The organism is Rhodanobacter sp. TND4EL1 (assembly GCF_054061035.1).
On sequence record NZ_JBSSDT010000002.1, the window covers coordinates 561,543 to 580,647 of the forward strand.

A 19,105-nucleotide genomic window follows, 5' to 3' on the forward strand; every position below is an offset into this window, starting at 1 on the left:
CGTGCGGGCCGGACCGCCGCGGGAAGGCGGCTTGGCCCGATCGCGCTGCAGCGCTTCTCCAGCGCCCTCGCGGTGTTGTTGGCAACACTCCGGATCAGGTTCCCGTATGTCTGAACATGTGATCCTTCTGCACGGCCTCTGGATGCGCGGATTCGCGCTGTCCATGCTGCATCGCCGCCTGATCGAGGCGGGTTTTCGCGTGCATCGGTTCGACTACCTCAGCGTGGCCGCCACCGAGCAACGCATCCTCGATCGACTGCACGCGCGCATGACCGGGCTCCTCGCCGAGGCTGACACCGTGCATCTGGTCGGGCACAGCCTGGGCGGATTGCTGGCCTTGCGCGCCTGCCATCCTGCCGCCGAGTTGCCGCCCGGGCGGATCGTCTGCCTGGGTTCGCCACTGCGCGGCAGTGCGGCCGCCCGGAGCTTTGCCGGCTGGGGGCGCGGTGGCGAGGTGCTGCTGGGACACAATCGCGAGCTGCTGGAACAGGGGCTTGAGCGCTGGGATGGTCCGCGCCAGGTAGGCATGATCGCCGGATGCACGCCGCTGGGTCTGGGCGCCATGCTGGGCCATTTCCAGGGTGACCACGACGGCACCGTGGCTGTGGAGGAGACCCGGCTGCCGGGGCTTGCCGATCATTGCGTGGTGGAGACCAACCACACCGGCCTGCTGTTTTCGCCCGAAGTGGCGCAACTGGCTGCGAGGTTTCTGCACGACGGGCATTTTTCGCCGGAGGCGCGTTGAGACGCCGCACCCGTCGGCCCGGCACGACGCCTGAATTCAGGTAAAATTCCCGGCTCTCCAACCGCCGTCCTGCAGGAATCGTCATGGGTAGAGGTCCGTCCATCGAAGGTCGCAAGAACGCCGAAGACGCCAAGCGCGCCAAGGTGTTCACCAAGCTGATCCGCGAAATCACCGTCGCCACCCGCGCCGGAGTGGCCGACCCTGGCGGCAACCCGCGGCTGCGCGCGGCCATCGACAAGGCCCTGTCGGCGAACATGACCCGCGATACCATCGATCGCGCCGTCAAGCGCGGCTCCGGTGTCGACGGCGGCGCCGACATGCAGGAATTGCGCTACGAGGGCTATGGCCCGGCCGGCACGGCGCTGATCATCGAAAGCTTCACCGACAATCCCACCCGTACCGTGGCGGACGTGCGTTACGCATTGACCAAGCATGGCGGCAACCTGGGCACCTCCGGGTCCGTGGCATTCCAGTTCACGCGTTGCGGCGAACTGGTGTTCGCCACCGCTGGCGACGAGGCGGCCGAGGAAAAAGTGCTGGAGGCAGCGCTGGAAGCCGGCGCCGACGACGTGGTGAACGAGCATGGTGAAAGCATCGTGTTGTGCGCCCCGGAGAACTTCGAGGCGGTGCAGCAGGCGCTGATTGATGCCGGCCTGAGTGCCCAGCATGCCGGCGTGGTGATGCGCCCGAACAATCGCGTCGAGGTGCCGGAAGAGGCGCTGGAACAGCTGATGGACCTGCTTGAGAAGCTGGACTCGCTGGACGATGTCAGCGAGGTGTCGCACAACGCCTTGCTGCCCTCCGAGGCGGCCGGCTGAGTCGAGGGCTTCCCGCCTTCGGCTCGCAGCGCCCATGACGCGCATTATCGGCATCGACCCGGGCAGCCAGCGGACCGGGGTGGGCATCATCGACGTGGATGACACGGGCAAGCTGGGTCACGTATTCCACGGCGCGCTGGCCGTGGCGGGGGAGGCGACCTTCCCGCTGCGCCTCAAACGCATCTTTGACGAGCTCTGTGACATCATCGCGACGCATCAGCCGGCCGAGTGCGGGATCGAGCGCGTATTCATGGCGCGCAACCCGGATTCGGCACTGAAGCTTGGGCAGGCGCGCGGCGCCGCCATCTGCGCAGTGGTGAGTCAGGGGATCGTGGTGCACGAATATGCGGCAACCGAAGTGAAGCAGTCCGTGGTCGGCAGTGGTCGCGGCGACAAGACCCAGGTGCAGCACATGGTCGGCATTCTGCTGGGTCTGAAAGGGCCGCTGCAGGCCGATGCCGCCGATGCGCTGGCGATCGCGATCACCCACGCGCACACGCGCGCCAGCCTGAATCGGGTCGGCATTCCGCGCACCGCCTGGAGGCGGCGCCGGTGATCGGGCGTCTGCGTGGCACGCTGATCAGCAAGCAGCCACCGTCCTTGCTGATCGAAGTGGGCGGCCTCGGCTACGACGTCGAGGCGCCTATGTCGACCATCTACGACTTGCCGGGCGTGGGCAAGGAAGTGGTGTTGTTGATCCATCACGCGGTCAAGGAAGACGGCATCACGCTCTACGGTTTTCTGCACGAGACCGAGCGCGCGCTGTTTCGCAACCTGCTCAAGGTCAGCGGCATCGGCGCGAAAATCGCGCTGTCCGTGTTGTCCGGCGTTTCCACCGACCACTTTGCGCGTCTGGTGCAAGCCGATGACGTGGTCGCCCTGACCAAGATTCCGGGCATCGGCAAGAAGACCGCCGAACGCATCGTGGTGGAGCTGCGTGATCGGCTCGATGGTGTTGCCAGTGTTCCCGGTGTTTCGCCGCAACGCGCCGGTGTGCCCCTTGATGCTTCCGGTGAAGCTGCCGTGGCGCTGCAGCAACTGGGCTACAAGCCGGCCGAAGTCAGCCGATTGGTGCAAAAAGTCGCCAGCGAGGGCGACAGCGCTGAAGCCATCATTCGCAAGGCGCTGCGCGCCGCTCTGGGCAGCTGATCAGGCGTCCGACGACGTCATGAAGCTGCCAGTCAGTTCCTCGGGATTTCAATGAGCCAACCATCAGACAATACCGTCCCATCCTCGGCCCACGGGGATGCCGCTCACGTTCGTGGTGCCAAATCGGCGCTGATCCTGGGCGCCATCGGCGTGGTATTCGGTGACATCGGCACCAGTCCGCTGTACACCATGCACGAGACGTTCCTGCCCGAACACGGCTTGCACCCGCTGCCGAGCACGGTGTTGGGCATCCTGTCGCTGGTGACCTGGTCGCTGATCATGGTGGTAGCGGTGAAGTACGTCAGCCTGGTGATGCGCGCGGACAACAAGGGTGAGGGCGGCATCATGGCGCTGATGACGCTGGCGCAACGGGCCAGCGGCAAGTCGGTGGCCATGCGTCGTGCCGTCATGCTGATGGCGTTGCTGGGTGCGGCATTGTTCTTCGGCGACGGCGTGATCACGCCATCCATCTCGGTGCTTTCCGCGGTCGAGGGTTTGCAGGTGGCGGCACCGGCGCTGTCGCACTGGGTGGTACCCATCACCGTGGCAGTGCTGCTCGGGCTGTTCTGGCTGCAGCGTCACGGCACGGCGAAAGTCGGTGCGATTTTCGGGCCGGTGATGGTCTTGTGGTTCCTGTCTTTGGGCGCCATCGGCGTGTGGAACATCGTGCAGGCACCCGAGGTGCTGCGCGCGCTCAATCCCTGGCATGCGGTGCAGTTCTTCATGACCCACGGCAAGACCTCGATCCTGGCGCTGGGTTCGGTGGTGCTGTGCGTGACCGGTGCCGAGGCGTTGTATACCGACATGGGCCACTTCGGCCGGGTGCCGATCCGCGCCGCCTGGTTCTTTTTCGTGATGCCGGCCCTGCTGTTGAACTATTACGGCCAGGGCGGCCTGCTGCTGGTCCATCCCGAGGCGATCGCCAACCCGTTCTATCATTCGGTGCCGGACTGGGCGCTGTACCCGATGATCGGCCTGGCCACGCTGTCCACGGTGATCGCGTCGCAGGCGGTGATCTCCGGGGCGTTCACCGTGACCCGCCAGGCGATCCAGCTCGGTTTCCTGCCGCGCATGCAGGTAGTGCATACCTCGCGCGACGCGATCGGGCAGATTTTCCTGCCGTGGGTGAATCGGGCGCTGATGGTGGCGGTGATCGCCACCGTGGTCGGTTTCGGCTCGTCCAACGCGCTGGCTGGCGCCTACGGCATTGCGGTGACCGGCACCATGGCGATCGACACGATTCTGGTGATGATCGTGGCCCGACGCATGTGGCAATGGAGTCGCGTGCTGGTGATCGGACTGGGCCTGATCCTGCTGACCATCGACCTCAGCTACTTCGGCGCCAACACGCTGAAGATCCTGCAGGGTGGCTGGTTCCCGCTGGTGCTGGGCCTGCTGATGTTCGCGGTGATGACCACCTGGCGCCGTGGCCGCGAGCTGGTCGTGCGCGAGATCAAGCAAGGCGGTCTGGCGCTGACTCCGTTCATCGAGAACATGACGGCGCATCCGCCGTTGCGGGTACCCGGCACGGCGGTGTTCCTCACCGCCAATCTCAACGCGGTGCCGCACGCCCTGCTGCACAACCTCAAGCACAACAAGGTGTTGCATGAGCGCAACGTGCTGCTTACCGTCGGCATCCTGGAAACGCCCGTGGCCGAGCCGGACGAGCGCATCCAGCTCACCGCGCTGACGCCCGGCAGTGACAACTTCTATGCACTGGAATTGAACTTCGGTTTTGCCGAGGATCCGAACATTCCGCAGGCGCTGTCGCAGTGTTCACGTGAAGGCCTGGCCTTCGACATGATGGATACCACCTTCTTCCTCTCGCGCGAAAGCATCGTGGCGGACGAACGTCGCCCCGGCATGGCAATGTGGCGCGACAAGCTGTTCGCTTTCATGTCGCGCAATGCGCTGCCGGCCACCGCGTTCTTCCAGATTCCCGGCAACCGGCTGATCGAGTTGGGGGCGCAGGTGGAGATCTGATGGCGAGGAGTGAGTGGAGAGGAGTCAGTGGAGAGGAGAGAGAAGGTAGAAAGAGCATGAAGTTGCCGGCTCCGGCTGTGCTCTCGTTCCTTTACTCCTCTTCACTCGCTTCTCGCTTCATAATGCCGGCATGACCGATCACCGCATCATCACCGCTGCCGCCCAGCTCGACGACGAGGCGCTGGAAGCCACCATCCGGCCAAGGCGGCTGACCGAGTATCTCGGCCAGCAGGCGGTGCGCGAGCAGCTGTCGATTTATATCGAGGCGGCGAAGAAGCGCGGCGGCGCGCTGGATCATGTGCTGATCTTCGGGCCACCGGGCCTGGGCAAGACCACCCTCAGTCACGTCATCGCCAACGAACTGGGCGTGAACGTGCGCTCCACTTCCGGACCGGTACTGGAGCGTGCGGGCGATCTGGCCGCCTTGCTGACCAACCTGGAAGCGAACGACGTGTTGTTCGTCGACGAGATTCATCGCCTGTCGCCGGTGGTCGAGGAAGTGTTGTACCCGGCAATGGAAGACTTCCAGATCGACATCATGATCGGCGAGGGGCCGGCTGCACGGTCGATCAAACTGGACTTGCCGCCGTTCACCCTGATCGGGGCGACCACGCGTGCCGGCATGCTCACCGCGCCGTTGCGCGACCGATTCGGCATCGTGCAACGGCTGGAGTTCTACACGGCCGACGAGCTCACCGCGATCGTGCGGCGCGCCGCGAAGATCCTCGGCATCGTCTGCGCACCCGAAGGCGCGCAGGAGATCGCCCGTCGTTCGCGTGGCACGCCGCGGATTGCCAACCGCTTGCTGCGTCGGGTACGTGACTATGCGGAGGTACGCGCCGACGGCGAAATCACGCTGGCCGCCGCGCAGGCGGCGCTGGACATGCTGAAGATTGATCCGCAGGGCTTTGATGAGCTGGATCGACGTCTGCTTGGCCTGATCATCGAGAACTTCGATGGCGGCCCGGTCGGGGTGGAATCGCTGGCTGCCGCGCTCAGCGAGGATCGCGGTACGCTCGAAGACGTGGTCGAACCCTTTCTGATCCAGCAGGGCTATCTGGTGCGCACCGCTCGCGGGCGCATGGTCAGTGCCAAGGGCTGGCGTCATCTGGGCCTGACTCCGCCGCCGCGCCAGGCTCAGGCCGCCGATTTGTTCGATGCGGGAGCCGTCGATGTCTGAGCTTTCTTTGCCCTTCAGCTGGAAAGTCCGGGTCTACTGGGAAGACACCGATGCCGGTGGCGTGGTCTATCACGCCGGCTATCTGCGTTTCATGGAACGCGCCCGCACCGAGTGGATGCGTGCGCTGGGCGTGGACCAGATGGCGTACAAGCAGGCCACCGGACTGGCCTTCATGGTCCGCGACATGCAGATCGACTTCCTCAAGGCAGCCCTGCTGGATGATGAACTGGTGGTAACGGTCGACGTCAAAGAGCGGCGTGCTGCCAGTATCCTGTTCACCCAGACGATCACGAAGACGGACGGCAGTTGCCTGATCCGTGCCGGCGTGCGGGTGGCTTGCGTGGATCTGGCACGCATGCGCCCGGCACCGATTCCTTCCGATCTGATTCCGTAACCCGCACCTCAAAGAACCATCAAGCCGAACCGGCGGAGAACCTGCAAGCAATGAACGGTGGACTGAACATTTTCTCGCTGATCGCGGATTCGAGCCTGCCAGTGAAGCTGGTGCTGTTGATATTGCTGGTGTTCTCGTTTCTGTCCTGGGTCATTATCGTGCGCAAGTACAGCCAGACCAAGGCTGCCATGGAGGACGCCGAGGCGTTCGAGGAGCGCTTCTGGTCCGGTGGCGACCTGGCGCAGCTGTTCCGCGAGGTCAGCAACGGCAGCGGCAACAACGGCGGTATCGAGAACATCTTCGAGTCCGGCTTCCGCGAGTTCGCCCGCCAGCGTCAGCGCAAGACCCACGACACGCGCAGCGTGATCGAAGGTTCGGAGCGCGCCATGCAGGTCGCCGGCACGCGCGAGATCGGATCGCTCGAGCGCAATCTGGAGTTCCTCGCCAACGTCGGTTCGATCAGTCCCTACGTCGGTCTGTTCGGCACGGTGTGGGGCATCATGGGCGCGTTCCAGGGCCTCGGCGAGATGAAGGACGTGACCATCGCGGTGGTCGCGCCGCACATCTCCGAGGCACTGATCGCCACGGCGATGGGTCTGTTCGCCGCGATCCCGGCGCAGTGGGCCTACAACCGCTACGCCACCAAGGTCGAGCGGATCGCCTCGCGCTATGACGTGTTCCAGGAAGAGTTCTCCTCCGTGCTGCAGCGGCAGATCCAGACCGACGACGTCGCCTGAGCGGAGCAGCAGTCATGCGAAAGACCGGCCGCCAGCGGCGTTACAAGCTCAAATCCGAAATCAACGTGGTGCCCTACATCGACGTGATGCTGGTGCTGCTGATCATTTTCATGGTCACCACGCCGATGATGAAGTCCAACGTCGACGTGAACCTGCCGCAGGCCGACGCCAAGTCGCTGCAACAAAAGAAGGATCCGATCATCGTCACGGTGAAGCAGGACGGCCAGCTGTTCCTGACGCTTCCTGGTGCCGAAAAGGAATTGCTGGACACGGCCGCGCTGCAGAGCAAGGTGGGTGCGTTCGTGCGCACCAATCCGGACGTCAACGTGCTGGTGGCTGGCGACGACCAGGGCCATTACGGCGGCGTGGTCGAGGTGCTCGCCGACCTGCAGCAGGCCGGCGTTTCCAAGGTCGGCCTGATGGCCCAGCCGGTACAGGGCAAGAGCACGTCCAATGGACGAAAGTAAGGGGACGCCGAAGGCGGTCGTACTTTCCGCCATCCTGCATATCGGCATCGTGGGGTTTCTGTTCCTCGCGGTATTGCCGTGTTCAAGCTACGAGAATGTCTTCAACGCGCTGCACCTGCCGGCGTGGATGAATCCGATCACCTGTGCCAAGCCGCTGGAACTGCAGGGGCCGATCATCGAGGCAACGTTGATCGGGCGTACCGGCAGTCCGCCGCCGAAAGCGGTCAAGACGAAGCCGGTCCCCAATTCCACGCCGCCGCCGCCGACCATCCCGCCGCCGACGCCGCCACCGCCGGTAAAGCCGGAGGTCAGCCAGTTGCCGCCGCCGCCCAAGCATGTGGACGTCAAGGAGCAGGAGCGGGTGGTCGAAGACGCCGCCAAGAAGGCGGAGGATGCCAAACAGTTGCAGGAAGAGAAGGAAATCCAGCGCCAGTCCGAGCTGGACGCCCAGGCGGCGAAGAAAAAGGCCGAGGAAAAGAAGAAGATTGATGCCTTGTTTGCCAAGATGGATGCGGCGTCGAACCAGACGAAGCAGCTGGACAACAAGGCCAAACAGGCCAGGCAGCAATTGGAAGACCTGAAAAATGCCAAGGATGACGGCCAGCCTGACCTGCCGCCCGCGGATCAGCGTCAAACCGGCAACAACAGCCCGAACAGCAATCTTGCCGATGAGTACATGGCAGCCATTCAGAATGCGGTCACGCCCAACTGGCTGAGGCCGGATAACATGCCAGCATTGCCTTGTCAGGTTCATATCGTGCAATCGCCCGGCGGTGACGTGATGAGTGCGACCGTGGATTCCAGTTGTCCGTACGACGACGCCGGTCGACGTTCGGTCGAAAATGCCGTGCTTCGTACCAAGACCTTGCCGTACAAGGGCTTTGAAAGCGTGTTCCAACGCAACCTTACCTTCACATTCAGGCCGCAATGATCAAGCCCATGCGCAAATTCAGCTCAAGCTTCGCCATCATCCTGCTGGCCGCCATGGCCCTGTTCGCCGGTCCAGCTGCCGCCCAGTCGTTGAATGTCGACATCGTCGGTGGCGTCAAGACCGCCACGCCGATCGTGGTCGTGCCGTTCGCCCAGGCCGGCGGGGCGCCGTTGGCCACCGACGTCGCCGATGTGATGCGCAACGACTTCAATCGTTCCGGCAAGTTCCGTTCGCTGGCCAAGAGCGACATCGTGGAGTTTCCGTCCAAGGGTGCGGACATCAAGTTCCCGACCTGGCGCCTGCTGAAGCAGGACTACATCGTGGTCGGCAACATCAAGGACGCCGGCAACGGCATGGTCCAGGTCGAGTACGAACTGTGGGACGTCAACAAGCAGCAAAGCCTGCTGCACCAGCAGATGCCACCGGCTCCGGCCGGCGATCTGCGCAGCGTGGCGCACCAGATCGCCGACGTGATCTACGAGAAGATCACCGGCGTGCGCGGTGCTTTCTGGACGCGGATTGCCTATATCACCGCCGTCGGCCTGGGCAACAACACCACCTATTCGCTGCTTGTGGCCGATTCCGACGGCTACAATCCGCAGGTCGTGGCGCGTTCGCGTGAGTCGCTCCTGTCACCGTCCTGGTCACCGGACGGCAAGAAGCTGGCTTATGTGTCCTTCGAGAGTGGCAACTCGAACATCTATGTGCAGGACATCACCACCGGTTCGCGCCAATTGGTCGAGTCGCATCCGCGCGGCATCAATGGTGCGCCGGCGTGGTCGCCGGACGGCAGCAAGCTCGCGGTGGCGCTGTCCTACGTCGGCAATCTGGAACTTTTCGTGCTGGATCTGGGCAGTCGCCAGGAAACCCGGCTGACCCACAGCCTCTCGATTGATACCGAGCCGGTCTGGGCGCCCGACGGCAAGAGCATCTATTTCACCTCCGATCGGTCCGGCCGGCCGCAGATCTACCAGATTCCCGCCAGTGGTGGAACGCCCCAGCGGATCACCTTCCAGGGCCAGAACAACGCGAGCGCGTCGGTGAGCTACGACGGCAAGCAAATCGCGATGGTGCAGGGCAACGGGAACGTGTATCGTATTGCCATCATGGATCGAAGCTTGGGTGACCAGGTGCGATTCCTCTCGCCGGGCCCGATTGACGAGTCCCCGAGTTTTGCTCCGAATGCCAGCATGCTGCTCTATGCCGCTACCGAAGGACGTCGCGGCGTGCTGTACGCCGTATCGGCTGACGGTCAGGTTCGCCAGCGCCTCGTACTTTCCGATGGCGATGTGCGCGAACCGGCTTGGGGGCCGTACCGGCAACGATGAATTTTTCATGCTGCTGCGCGTAAGTGCGGCAGCATGATGCCCAGGGATTGGGCCCGAACAGCGCCTGTGAGGCGCGTTTCGGTTTCCGGTGACGGCGCTTGTCGCGTCGAAAGCCAGTCAGGTCGATGACGCAGCCTCACGTGTCACCGATCTTTCAAGTGTCAAAATAACAGCCGGTCAACCGGCGTGAGCTGTCCCGTATTTCCAATCGTCATCGTTTGTCGGAACTCAACCCGTAAGGAACGTCACCATGAATAAGACCATTCGCGTTGCTCTGGTCGCCCTGCTTTGCGTGGGCGCAGCCGCTTGCTCCAAGAAGCAGGAAGTCAAGCCCCAGCCCATGCCGGAGCAGACCGCTCCGCAGCAGGCGCCCGTCGCTGACGGCAAGTACACCCCTGCCGACCTCGATACCGATGCCTGCCTGCGTCAGCGCGTCGTGTACTTCGATTTCGACAAGACCGAGATCAAGCCGGAGTTCCAGCAGATCATGGCGTGCCACGCCAAGTACCTGCAGGATCGCCCGATGTCGCACATCCGTCTGGAAGGCAATACCGACGAGCGCGGCACCCGCGAGTACAACCTCGGCCTCGGCGAGCGCCGTGGCAATGCCGTGTCCAGCGCCCTGCAGGCCAGCGGCGGCCAGGCCAGCCAGTTGGAAGTGATCAGCTATGGCAAGGAAAAGCCGGTGTGCCGTGAGCACAACGAGGATTGCTGGAGCAAGAATCGTCGCGTCGAGATCGTCTACACGGCGCAGTAATGATGAAGCGACTGGCTAAAAGCTATGCAGCCAGGATCGGCACGGCGGGCGCTATCGCGTCTGCCGTGCTGTTCGCGTTCCCGGCTTTCGCGCAGGACTCTCGCTTGAGCCTCGCTGATCGCGTTGCGCGACTGGAACAGCAGGCACAGAACAAGGATCAGTCCGGTATCGGCATGGTCAATCAGATGCAGCAATTGCAGGCCCAGGTGCAGCAATTGCAGGGGCAGGTCGAAGAACTGCAGCACCACTTGCAGTCGCTCGATGACAAGAACAAGGCCCAGTACACCGATCTCGATGCCCGGCTTGGGCGCCTGGAGTCCGGTGGCACGGGCGCCGCCGCGGGCGGCAATCCGCCGGCATCGGCAGGCACTCCGGCAGTTGGCGCCAGCACGGTCGCGCCGCCGACAACCGGCAGCGCTGCGACCAAAACGCCAGCGGCATCAGCCAGTGCCGCAGCCCCGGGTGACCCGGCAGCGGCCCAGGCAGCCTACGACGTGGCCTTCAAGGCCATCCGTGCGGGCAACTATGTGGAAGCCTCACGTGAGTTCCGCAGCTTCATCCAGCAGTTCCCGAATCATTCGCTGGTACCGAACGCCTGGTACTGGCTGGGCGAGTCCTACTACGCGACCACCAACTATCCGGTGGCGCTGGAGTCGTTCCAGCAACTGCTGAGCCAGTTCCCGCAGAGTGAGAAGGCGCCTGACGCCTTGCTCAAGGTGGGTTACAGCCAGCTTGAGCTGAAAAAGAACGCCGAAGCCAAGGCCACGCTGACGCAGGTCACCACCAAGTATCCCGGTTCCAAGGCAGCAAGCCTGGCGAAGGAACGTCTGCAGCGCCTGCAACTGCAGTCAGGCAACTGAGTCCGTCCTGATGAGTGGCCATGACGCGCAACAGGCGTCCGCAACGTCTGCCGTGGCCACCGACCGGCTGCGCATTACCGAGATCTTCCATTCGATCCAGGGTGAGGCCGACGCCATTGGCTGGCGCACGGTGTTCGTGCGCCTCACGGGCTGTCCGTTGCGCTGTGTCTGGTGCGATACCGAGTATTCCTTTCACGGCGGCAACTGGCATGCGATCGACGCGATCATGGCCGAGGTGGCCTCGCACGACGTTCGGCATGTTTGCGTAACGGGCGGCGAGCCGCTCTCGCAGAAGCGCTGCCTGATCCTGCTGCGTCAGCTGTGCGATGCCGGGTACGACGTGTCGCTGGAAACCTCCGGGGCGCTGGACGTCTCCGCAGTCGATCCGCGCGTGCACAAGGTGATGGACCTGAAGGCACCCGGCTCGGGCGAGAGTGCGCGCAATCTTTGGTCCAACCTCGATCACCTCCTGCCGCACGACCAGATCAAGATCGTTCTGGCCAGCCGGGAAGACTACGAGTGGGCGCGTACCATGCTGGTCGAACACAAGCTGGCAGACCGTTGCATGGTGCTGTTTTCGCCCGTGCACGGCGCGGTCGAACCACGTGAGCTCGCTGAGTGGATCATTGCCGACAAGTTGCCGGTGCGTTTCCAGATGCAGCTGCACAAGCTGTTGTGGGATGACGCCGCGGGAAAATGATCGTTGCGTTCGTCCCTGAACGCGAGAGTCAAGACCGGCCATTCGTGGCCGGGCTCTTGAATGAGAACCCCGCGCGCCGGCCTGTGTTGCCGGTGGCGCTTTCCGGCCGGTGACCGGTCGTATTCGTGTGGATGCACATCATGTCTGACAACTCCCCCCGCAAGGCTGTCGTGCTCGTTTCCGGTGGCATGGATTCGGCCGTCGTTATCGCGATGGCCCGTGAGCAGGGCTATCAGGTGTACGCGCTCAGCGTGTCGTACGGCCAGCGCCATAATTCCGAGCTGGCCGCGTCGGACCGCGTCTCGCGGATGCTTGGCGCGATCGAGCACAAGACCGTCGGGATCGACCTGCGCAGCATCGGTGGCTCGGCGTTGACCGCCGATATCGATGTGCCGCTGGATGCCGGCGACAGCAATGAAATCCCGGTGACCTACGTGCCCGCGCGCAACACCATCATGCTTTCCATCGCGTTGGGTTGGGCCGAGGTGCTGGGTTCCAGTGACATCTGGTGTGGCGTCAATGCGGTCGACTATTCGGGCTATCCGGATTGCCGACCGGCCTTCATCGAAGCGTTCGAACAGTTGGCCAACCTGGCCACCAAGGCTGGCGTCGAAGGCGCCGGCATTCGCGTGCATGCGCCACTCATGCGCATGAGCAAGGCGGATATTGCCCGCGAAGGTCAGCGCCTGGGCGTGGATTTTTCCGCGACGGTGAGTTGCTACCAGGCGGATGTGGATGGTCGTGCCTGCGGGCATTGCGACGCCTGCCGCCTGCGTGCGCAAGGCTTTCATGATGCCGGGTTGGTCGATCCCACGCGCTATGCGTGACCGGCCCGCAGCATGATTGCTTGTGCGCTTGCCGCGCAGCCCGTAAAATTGAGGACTTGAGTTTTCAACGATGGGTCGTTAGCTCAGTTGGTAGAGCACTGGACTTTTAATCCATTGGTCCCGGGTTCGAATCCCGGACGACCCACCAGTCTTCAGAGCGTCCTTCGGGGCGCTCTTTTTTTGTCCGTGGGTCTCGGCGTCACTCACTGTCGGCACGGGCGGCGGTCCATGCCAGCATCATGGCGTGACGCAACTGGTGCGGTGAAACGGGCTTGTAAAGCAGCGGAATGTTGGCCGCGATGATGTCGCGCAGGTGTTCGACGCGGGTCTCGCCGGTGACCAGCAGTCGCGCGAAAGGCGTGTCGCCATCACGCAGGTAGTACTGGTCGAGCATGACGAACAGGTCGAGGCCGCGCGTGCCGCCACGAAGATGCAGGTCGCTGATCACGATGTGTGGCGGCCCTGCCCAGTTCTCGACCGCCTCCATGGCTTGCAACCGATCCTCCGCCACTTGCACGTCGCAGCCCCAACTGCGCAACAGGAAGCGCACTCCGGAGAGAATCGCCGGATCCTCATCCACCACCAGCACGCGCTTGCCGGTGAAGTCCACTGGCGCATCTTGCATGGGCGGGGATTCAATCACGGTGGCGCAAGCCATCGGCAACCGGAGGTGGAACACGCTGCCGCGACCGAGCCGGGACTTCACCGCGACCTCGGTATCGAGCAATTGAGCCAGTCGCTGCACCGTGGCGAGACCCAGCCCCAGCCCCGAACGCGAGCCGTGGTCGAGCCCCGGATCAAGGTGGTCGTCAATCCGGTAGAACTCGTCGAACACGCTGGAAAGGTGTTCCGGTGCGATGCCGCTGCCGGTGTCCCACACCTCGACGCGGATCAGGCCGTCGGCGTCCATGCGGGTGCCCAGCAGTGCGCCGCCATGTTGGGTGAAGCGCAGTGCGTTGCTGACCAGGTTGTTGAGAATCCGGGTCAGCATGGTGCGGTCGGTGCGTACCCATAGCAGGGTCGGGTGGCTCAACAGTTGCAAGTCGCGCTGTTCGGCCACCATCTCGAAATTCCGACTGACCTCGGCAAACACCTGGGCCAGCGGAAATTCGCTGATATCCACCTGTACCGCGCCGGCTTCCAGTCGTGACAGGTCGAGCAATTCGCTGAACAGATGATCCAGCGATTGCACGCATTCCTGGACATGGGCGATCCGATCCAGTCGCTGCGGGTCGTCTTCGTCCACGCTCAGCGCCGCTGAAAACAGCGTCAGCGCGTACAGCGGCTGGCGCAGATCATGTGCGGCCGCGGCAAGGAAGCGCGACTTGGCGAGACTGGCCGCCTCCAGCGCCGCGTTCTTGCGTGCCAGCTCCTGGGTGGCTTGTTCAATCTGTTCCTGCATGCCGCGCTGCACGTCGTGCAACGCGGCGGCGGCATGATTGAAGCCTTCCTGCAGTTGACCGATTTCAGTGCGATCGGTGACCGGCACCACGACCGGTTTGTCGCCACGGCCCAGTTGGTGGACAGCACCGGCCAGATGACGCAAGGGAGCGCTGATCCAGCGTGCTGCCTGCCAGGCAAATATCGCGGCGAGCAGCAGGCTGACGATCAGCCCGACCAGTGCATGGCGCAAGCTGGCGTGCTGTGCGGCAATGGCTTGATGCAGGCTGACATCCACGCGCACCGAGCCCACTGGCGCGCTGCCGGGCTGGTCAGGATCCGTCACTTCCCGGACCACGGTGAGCACTTCGGTCGAAGCCCGGCTGTCGTCCACCTCGTTGTGATCGGCAAGGATCTGGCCGGCGCTGGTGCGTATCTGCACCCGAATCACCTGCGGCAGGTCGCCGACGGAGTCGGCGATCCGGGCCAGTTCGCGCAACTGCATGGTGCGCAACGGCTGCAGGCTGATCGCGGCGGCCTGAGTGGCGACCGCCTCCGCATTGTTGCGGGCCATCCGGCGCAGGTTGATCAGTTGGTGCTGGGTCAGGAAGGTTGCCAGCAGGGCAGCGGTTATCAGGGCCGGGACCAGGGCCATGAAGACCATGCGTTGCATCAACGATCGGCGTTGCCACAATCGTTTGGGCCAGGAGTCTGCCGCCATGTCCATCCGCCGCCCCTCATCCTGCGTTGCGAGCCGGTGCGCACGCGAGAAGCTTCAGACCAAGCTCTCGGGGTGCCGGGCTTTGCCAACACTAGCGCGAAATGGATTCGTTGGCAGGTGCCGCGTGCAGCTTATTCGCCCGACTGGCGACGCTCGCGCCGACGACGGACGATGCGCTCGATCAGCAGCGGCAGCAAGGCGAGCAGGGCGATCGCGCCAAGCGGCAGCAGCACGCCGCGATGCATGAACAAGCCCAGGCCAATATTGTCGCTCTGGCTCATGGCATCGCCGAGGCCCGCGCCGATCGAGGTTTCGAAGATCAGCGAAACCGTGCCGCCCAGCCAGCTGGCGCCAAGGAACAGCCACATCGGACAGCGCAGCCATGCCAGCGCCACGGTGACCGCGCCGAAAGGCACCACCGGCACGAAGCGCAGGAACAAGGTGTAACTGACCGGATGCCGCTCGAAACCGTGATGCAGGCGCGCCACGATGGCGGGTGGGCGCCGGCTGCCGGGGCCAAAGGCATAGCGGCTGGCCAAGAACAGGATCAGCGATCCCAGGGTCAGTCCGATCGACGAATACAAGGTGGCATCCCGCACGCCGAACGCGAAGCCGCCAGCCAGGATCACCACGATGGTGCCGGGAATGCCGGTAGCCACGGCCAGGGTGAGCAGGCCGGTGAAAGCGAGGCGGCTCCACCACGGATGTGCATCGATCTGCGCGTGCAGGCTGGCCTGGTTGGCCAGCAACTGGTGCGGGGTCAGCTGGTCCAGTGAGCCGGAGGCGAACAACACGATGCCGGCCAGCACCAGCAGCACCAACGGCAGCGTGGCGCGCCAGCGGCTCAATAGGACGTGCCGCCCGCGCCGTAAGTGGCCAGTACCTCGCGAGCCTGATCGCGCAGGATGTCGCGACGCACCACAATGTTGCGGCGGGCGAGTTCACCGATCCAGTCGGCCGGCAGCGGGCCTTCATCGAAGTCGGTCAGTTCCTCGACGTCCTCCGAGCGCGCCCCGATCAGCAGCTCATCGATGCCGGCCCAGACGCTGGCGCCGTAGCACTGGCAGCAGGGCTGCGAACTGGTCGCCAGCACATAATGCCCGCCGTCCTCGTTCAGCCGATGCCGGCTGAGCCGTTGCTGGGCGATCATGATCACCATCATTTCCGCATGCGCCACGGAGCAACTTTGCGGCACCACGCGGTTCACGCCGACGGCGACGAGTCGGCCGCTATGACTGTTGAAGACGGCTGCGCCGAACGGACCGCCGCCGCCACGTTCCACGTTCTGTTTCGACAACTCGATCGCCAGTCCGACGCGTTCCTCGTCGCTCTGGTAACGCTTGTTGGTATCGGCCACGTCGCCGATCCACGGCGGCAAGGTCAGGTGAATTTGCAGGGGCAGCATGGTGTTCTCCTTTACTGGCCAGCGGCCTTGGCCCAGACGTCGCGCAAGGTCACGGTGCGGTTGAACACCGGTGCCTCGGGGCGGTGGTCGACGCGGTCGGCCACGAAATAGCCAAGACGCTCGAACTGGAAGCGCTGTTCGGGCTCCACGTGGGCAGCCGCCGGTTCCAGCCACGCCTGTACCACGCGCTTGGCATCAGGGTTGATATGGTCGAGCCAGCTCTTGCCGTCATCCTCGTTGTCCGGCGCGGGCACGCTGAACTGGCGGTCGTACAGGCGCACCTCGGTGGCCACCGCATGTTTCGCGCTGACCCAGTGAATGGTGCCCTTCACCTTGCGGTCGGCACCGGGCAGGCCGTGGCGGGTGTCCGGATCAAGCGTGCCGTGCAGCTCGATCACGTTGCCCTCGGCATCCTTGATGACGTCGGTGCACTTCACGATGCCAACGCCACGCAGGCGGACTTCGCCATCGGGTTTCAGGCGGTGGAAGCCCTTCGGCGGAACCTCGGCAAAATCATCGCGTTCAATCCATACCTCCCGCGAAAACGGGACGTCGCGGGTGCCGAAGCTCTCGTTCTTCGGATGATTCGGGAAGGTCAGCGTTTCTTCGTGATCCTCGGGCAGGTTGCTCAGCACCAGTTTCAGCGGATCGAGCACGGCCATGCGGCGCGCCGCCGTGGCGTCCAGATCCTCGCGGATGCAGCCTTCCAGCACCGCATAGTCGATCACGCTGTTTTGTTTGCTCACGCCCACGCGCTCGATCAGCAGGCGCAGGCCGGCCGGCGTGAAGCCGCGCCGGCGCAGGCCGCGCAGGGTGTTCATGCGCGGGTCGTCCCAGCCGTCGACGAAATGCTCACTGACCAGCTGGGCCAACTTGCGCTTGCTGGTGATGCAATAGCTGAGGTTGAGTCGGGAGAATTCGATCTGGCGCGGCTTGGCCGGTTTCGTGGGCAAGCCGGCGTCGAGCAAGGGCTGCCACAGTTCCGGATGGTTCGGCAGGTCCACCTTGTCGACGAACCAGTCATACAGCGGCCGATGGTCCTCGAACTCCAGCGTGCACAGCGAATGCGTGATGCCTTCCAGCGCATCGGACAGGCAGTGCGCGTAGTCGTACATCGGGTAGATCGGCCAGGCGTCGCCGGTGTTCTGGTGGGCGATCTTGCGCACCCGGTAGATCGCCGGGTCGCGCATGTTGATGTTGCCCGCGCTCATGTCGATCTTCGCGCGCAGGGTCTTGCTGCCGTCGGCGAATTCGCCGGCGCGCATGCGCGCGAACAGGTCCAGGTTCTCTTGCACCGAACGATCGCGATACGGCGAGTGGCGGCCGGCTTCGGTCAGCGTGCCGCGATAGGCCCGCATCTGCTCGGCATCGAGGTCGTCGACATACGCCACACCGTCCTCGATCAGCTTGCGCGCGGCCCGGTAGAACACCTCGAAGTAGTCCGACGCGTGGCGCAGCTCATGCCACTGGAAGCCGAGCCAGCGCACGTCGTCCTTGATGCCTTCGACGAACTCGGGGTCTTCCTTGCCCGGGTTGGTGTCGTCCAGACGCAGGTTGCACCAGCCGCTGAATTCGTTCGCGATGCCGAAGCTCAGGCAGATCGCCTTGGCATGGCCGATGTGCAGGTAGCCATTCGGTTCCGGCGGAAAGCGGGTGTGGATCGCCGTGTGCTTGCCCGAAGCGAGGTCGTCGCGCACGATTTGCCGAATGAAATCCTGGGGCACCGTGGCCGGCGGATGGGCGGGGGCGGCGGCGGGGTGATCGGTCGACATCGGGCTCTGACTCACGGGTGTTGGTGGAAACGGGCAAGTTTACCCTGTCACCGTGATCGGGGCAGGGCGAACCGGCTTGCCCCGCGCTGCGGCGCGGGTTAGCGTGCAAGCCATGCACACCGCATATCGCGCCGAAAACCTGATCGATGCCCATCTGGTCAAGCATGCACTGGAGGCTGGCGGCATCCCGGCGTTCATTGCCGGCGAGTACCTTACTGGCGCGGTCGGACAACTGCCGGCGATGGACTACATCGCGGTCATGGTGCCGGAGGCCGCGCTGGCTGATGCCGACGCCATCGTGGCCGAGGTCGAGGCACAGCTCGCCGAGGCGCGACAGGTGATGCGAGACGACCCACTGCCAGACGATCCATGGCCGCTGCCATGCTGAGCAATCCGTCCGGGCACCATTGAGCCAATCACATGCATGAACTTGCTGCGCTGATTCGCGCCGTCCCCGACTTTCCGCACGCCGGCGTAGTGTTTCGTGATGTCATGCCCTTGCTGGCCGATGCGGCCGGTTTTGCCCGTTGCATCGATGCGCTGGCCGAGCCCTGGCAGCACGGCGGCGTGCAGGCCGTGTGCGGCATCGAGGCGCGCGGCTTCATCTTCGGCGCCGCGTTGGCGCACAAGCTCCATGCCGGTTTCGTGCCGTTGCGCAAGCCCGGCAAGCTGCCGCCACCGGTGATCGCGGTGGACTATCAACTGGAATACGGCACCGATCGGCTGGAGGCTCAACGCGACGCCATCCAGCCGGGCGAACGCGTGCTGCTGATCGATGATGTACTGGCCACCGGCGGCACGTTGGCAGCGGCGGCAGCGCTGATCGCGCAGTTGGGTGGCGCGCTGGTGGGCGCCAGCGTGGTGATCGAGCTGGCCGCACTGGATGGTCGCGCTCGCTGGCCGGGCGAAAGGCCGCTGCACAGCCTGCTGCGTTACTGAGCCGTGTCGCCG

21 protein-coding genes and 1 tRNA gene are annotated in these 19,105 nt (G+C 64.1%); 18 read left to right on the forward strand and 4 right to left on the reverse strand.

What is annotated here, in order from left to right:
* Positions 1–106: 106 nt before the first annotated feature.
* From ACVWWQ_RS09100 to ACVWWQ_RS09175, 16 genes are all read left to right on the forward strand, one after another.
* Positions 107–745, forward strand: a complete 639-nt coding sequence (locus tag ACVWWQ_RS09100) for an alpha/beta hydrolase (RefSeq protein ID WP_133947936.1) — start codon at positions 107–109, stop codon at positions 743–745.
* A gap of 83 nt (positions 746–828) precedes the next feature.
* On the forward strand, positions 829–1,563 hold the full coding sequence (locus tag ACVWWQ_RS09105; protein ID WP_099654605.1) for a YebC/PmpR family DNA-binding transcriptional regulator: 735 nt from the start codon (positions 829–831) through the stop codon (positions 1,561–1,563).
* 34 nt (positions 1,564–1,597) lie between these two features.
* Positions 1,598–2,119, forward strand: a complete 522-nt coding sequence (ruvC, locus tag ACVWWQ_RS09110; protein WP_099654606.1) for a crossover junction endodeoxyribonuclease RuvC — start codon at positions 1,598–1,600, stop codon at positions 2,117–2,119.
* Positions 2,116–2,712: a Holliday junction branch migration protein RuvA gene (gene ruvA / locus ACVWWQ_RS09115; RefSeq protein ID WP_133947934.1), complete on the forward strand. Its 597-nt coding sequence runs from the start codon at positions 2,116–2,118 to the stop codon at positions 2,710–2,712. Before ruvC ends, ruvA begins: the two co-directional genes overlap by 4 nt.
* A gap of 51 nt (positions 2,713–2,763) precedes the next feature.
* The gene (locus ACVWWQ_RS09120; RefSeq protein WP_166669704.1) at positions 2,764–4,695 is read left to right on the forward strand and encodes a potassium transporter Kup; all 1,932 of its coding nucleotides are present in this window, start codon (positions 2,764–2,766) and stop codon (positions 4,693–4,695) included.
* A gap of 130 nt (positions 4,696–4,825) precedes the next feature.
* The gene (ruvB, locus tag ACVWWQ_RS09125) at positions 4,826–5,875 is read left to right on the forward strand and encodes a Holliday junction branch migration DNA helicase RuvB (protein WP_133947932.1); all 1,050 of its coding nucleotides are present in this window, start codon (positions 4,826–4,828) and stop codon (positions 5,873–5,875) included.
* Positions 5,868–6,269, forward strand: a complete 402-nt coding sequence (gene ybgC, locus ACVWWQ_RS09130; protein WP_133947929.1) for a tol-pal system-associated acyl-CoA thioesterase — start codon at positions 5,868–5,870, stop codon at positions 6,267–6,269. The genes ruvB and ybgC overlap by 8 nt, the downstream gene beginning before the upstream one ends.
* Before the next feature lie 50 nt (positions 6,270–6,319).
* Entirely contained in the window at positions 6,320–7,006 is a 687-nt protein-coding gene (gene tolQ / locus ACVWWQ_RS09135) for a protein TolQ (protein WP_133947927.1), read from the forward strand.
* 14 nt (positions 7,007–7,020) lie between these two features.
* Positions 7,021–7,473 (forward strand): protein TolR, encoded by a 453-nt coding sequence (tolR, locus tag ACVWWQ_RS09140; protein WP_133947925.1) that lies wholly within the window; start codon positions 7,021–7,023, stop codon positions 7,471–7,473.
* A complete protein-coding gene (gene tolA, locus ACVWWQ_RS09145) occupies positions 7,460–8,404 on the forward strand; it encodes a cell envelope integrity protein TolA (protein ID WP_133947923.1) in 945 nt (314 codons plus the stop codon). The genes tolR and tolA overlap by 14 nt, the downstream gene beginning before the upstream one ends.
* Positions 8,401–9,732: a Tol-Pal system beta propeller repeat protein TolB gene (gene tolB / locus ACVWWQ_RS09150; RefSeq protein WP_208321575.1), complete on the forward strand. Its 1,332-nt coding sequence runs from the start codon at positions 8,401–8,403 to the stop codon at positions 9,730–9,732. The genes tolA and tolB overlap by 4 nt, the downstream gene beginning before the upstream one ends.
* 250 nt (positions 9,733–9,982) lie before the next feature.
* On the forward strand, positions 9,983–10,489 hold the full coding sequence (pal, locus tag ACVWWQ_RS09155) for a peptidoglycan-associated lipoprotein Pal (RefSeq protein WP_099654613.1): 507 nt from the start codon (positions 9,983–9,985) through the stop codon (positions 10,487–10,489).
* Positions 10,489–11,349 (forward strand): tol-pal system protein YbgF, encoded by an 861-nt coding sequence (gene ybgF, locus ACVWWQ_RS09160; RefSeq protein ID WP_133947919.1) that lies wholly within the window; start codon positions 10,489–10,491, stop codon positions 11,347–11,349. Before pal ends, ybgF begins: the two co-directional genes overlap by 1 nt.
* Positions 11,350–11,359: 10 nt before the next feature.
* Positions 11,360–12,049: a 7-carboxy-7-deazaguanine synthase QueE gene (queE, locus tag ACVWWQ_RS09165; protein WP_099654615.1), complete on the forward strand. Its 690-nt coding sequence runs from the start codon at positions 11,360–11,362 to the stop codon at positions 12,047–12,049.
* A gap of 140 nt (positions 12,050–12,189) precedes the next feature.
* Positions 12,190–12,876, forward strand: coding sequence for a 7-cyano-7-deazaguanine synthase QueC (gene queC / locus ACVWWQ_RS09170; protein WP_133947916.1), 687 nt, complete (start codon positions 12,190–12,192; stop codon positions 12,874–12,876).
* 72 nt (positions 12,877–12,948) lie between these two features.
* Positions 12,949–13,024 (forward strand) — tRNA-Lys (locus ACVWWQ_RS09175).
* Positions 13,025–13,075: 51 nt separating this feature from the next.
* Here the strand turns inward: ACVWWQ_RS09175 and ACVWWQ_RS09180 are convergent.
* From ACVWWQ_RS09180 to ACVWWQ_RS09195, 4 genes are all read right to left on the reverse strand, one after another.
* Complete coding sequence (locus tag ACVWWQ_RS09180) at positions 13,076–14,911, reverse strand: ATP-binding protein (RefSeq protein ID WP_457383366.1); 1,836 nt, start codon at positions 14,909–14,911, stop codon at positions 13,076–13,078.
* A gap of 197 nt (positions 14,912–15,108) precedes the next feature.
* Positions 15,109–15,825, reverse strand: a complete 717-nt coding sequence (locus ACVWWQ_RS09185; RefSeq protein ID WP_099654617.1) for a VTT domain-containing protein — start codon at positions 15,823–15,825, stop codon at positions 15,109–15,111.
* Positions 15,822–16,382, reverse strand: a complete 561-nt coding sequence (locus ACVWWQ_RS09190; RefSeq protein ID WP_099654618.1) for a nucleoside deaminase — start codon at positions 16,380–16,382, stop codon at positions 15,822–15,824. Before ACVWWQ_RS09190 ends, ACVWWQ_RS09185 begins: the two co-directional genes overlap by 4 nt.
* Positions 16,383–16,393: 11 nt before the next feature.
* Positions 16,394–18,154 (reverse strand): glutamine--tRNA ligase/YqeY domain fusion protein, encoded by a 1,761-nt coding sequence (locus ACVWWQ_RS09195; protein ID WP_133949303.1) that lies wholly within the window; start codon positions 18,152–18,154, stop codon positions 16,394–16,396.
* Positions 18,155–18,266: 112 nt separating this feature from the next.
* Here ACVWWQ_RS09195 and ACVWWQ_RS09200 point away from each other — a divergent pair, with 112 nt between their 5' ends.
* Both ACVWWQ_RS09200 and ACVWWQ_RS09205 read left to right on the forward strand, forming a co-directional pair.
* Positions 18,267–18,542, forward strand: coding sequence for a putative signal transducing protein (locus ACVWWQ_RS09200; protein WP_099654620.1), 276 nt, complete (start codon positions 18,267–18,269; stop codon positions 18,540–18,542).
* Between the two features lie 32 nt (positions 18,543–18,574).
* Positions 18,575–19,093 (forward strand): adenine phosphoribosyltransferase, encoded by a 519-nt coding sequence (locus tag ACVWWQ_RS09205; RefSeq protein WP_099654621.1) that lies wholly within the window; start codon positions 18,575–18,577, stop codon positions 19,091–19,093.
* The last annotated feature ends 12 nt before the right edge of the window (positions 19,094–19,105 follow it).

Excerpts from the sequence above, each read along its gene's own strand:
- ACVWWQ_RS09205 (WP_099654621.1), top strand. The coding sequence starts at position 18,575 with ATGCATGAACTTGCTGCGCTGATTCGCGCCGTCCCCGACTTTCCGCAC.
- tolQ (WP_133947927.1), top strand. The coding sequence starts at position 6,320 with ATGAACGGTGGACTGAACATTTTCTCGCTGATCGCGGATTCGAGCCTG.
- ybgF (WP_133947919.1), top strand. The coding sequence starts at position 10,489 with ATGATGAAGCGACTGGCTAAAAGCTATGCAGCCAGGATCGGCACGGCG.
- ybgC (WP_133947929.1), top strand. The coding sequence starts at position 5,868 with ATGTCTGAGCTTTCTTTGCCCTTCAGCTGGAAAGTCCGGGTCTACTGG.
- queE (WP_099654615.1), top strand. The coding sequence starts at position 11,360 with ATGAGTGGCCATGACGCGCAACAGGCGTCCGCAACGTCTGCCGTGGCC.
- ACVWWQ_RS09120 (WP_166669704.1), top strand. The coding sequence starts at position 2,764 with ATGAGCCAACCATCAGACAATACCGTCCCATCCTCGGCCCACGGGGAT.
- tolB (WP_208321575.1), top strand. The coding sequence starts at position 8,401 with ATGATCAAGCCCATGCGCAAATTCAGCTCAAGCTTCGCCATCATCCTG.
- ACVWWQ_RS09180 (WP_457383366.1), bottom strand. The coding sequence starts at position 14,911 with ATGGCCCTGGTCCCGGCCCTGATAACCGCTGCCCTGCTGGCAACCTTC.
- tolR (WP_133947925.1), top strand. The coding sequence starts at position 7,021 with ATGCGAAAGACCGGCCGCCAGCGGCGTTACAAGCTCAAATCCGAAATC.
- ACVWWQ_RS09100 (WP_133947936.1), top strand. The coding sequence starts at position 107 with ATGTCTGAACATGTGATCCTTCTGCACGGCCTCTGGATGCGCGGATTC.
- ruvB (WP_133947932.1), top strand. The coding sequence starts at position 4,826 with ATGACCGATCACCGCATCATCACCGCTGCCGCCCAGCTCGACGACGAG.
- queC (WP_133947916.1), top strand. The coding sequence starts at position 12,190 with ATGTCTGACAACTCCCCCCGCAAGGCTGTCGTGCTCGTTTCCGGTGGC.
- ACVWWQ_RS09190 (WP_099654618.1), bottom strand. The coding sequence starts at position 16,382 with ATGCTGCCCCTGCAAATTCACCTGACCTTGCCGCCGTGGATCGGCGAC.
- ruvC (WP_099654606.1), top strand. The coding sequence starts at position 1,598 with ATGACGCGCATTATCGGCATCGACCCGGGCAGCCAGCGGACCGGGGTG.
- tolA (WP_133947923.1), top strand. The coding sequence starts at position 7,460 with ATGGACGAAAGTAAGGGGACGCCGAAGGCGGTCGTACTTTCCGCCATC.
- pal (WP_099654613.1), top strand. The coding sequence starts at position 9,983 with ATGAATAAGACCATTCGCGTTGCTCTGGTCGCCCTGCTTTGCGTGGGC.
- ACVWWQ_RS09195 (WP_133949303.1), bottom strand. The coding sequence starts at position 18,154 with ATGTCGACCGATCACCCCGCCGCCGCCCCCGCCCATCCGCCGGCCACG.
- ACVWWQ_RS09105 (WP_099654605.1), top strand. The coding sequence starts at position 829 with ATGGGTAGAGGTCCGTCCATCGAAGGTCGCAAGAACGCCGAAGACGCC.
- ACVWWQ_RS09200 (WP_099654620.1), top strand. The coding sequence starts at position 18,267 with ATGCACACCGCATATCGCGCCGAAAACCTGATCGATGCCCATCTGGTC.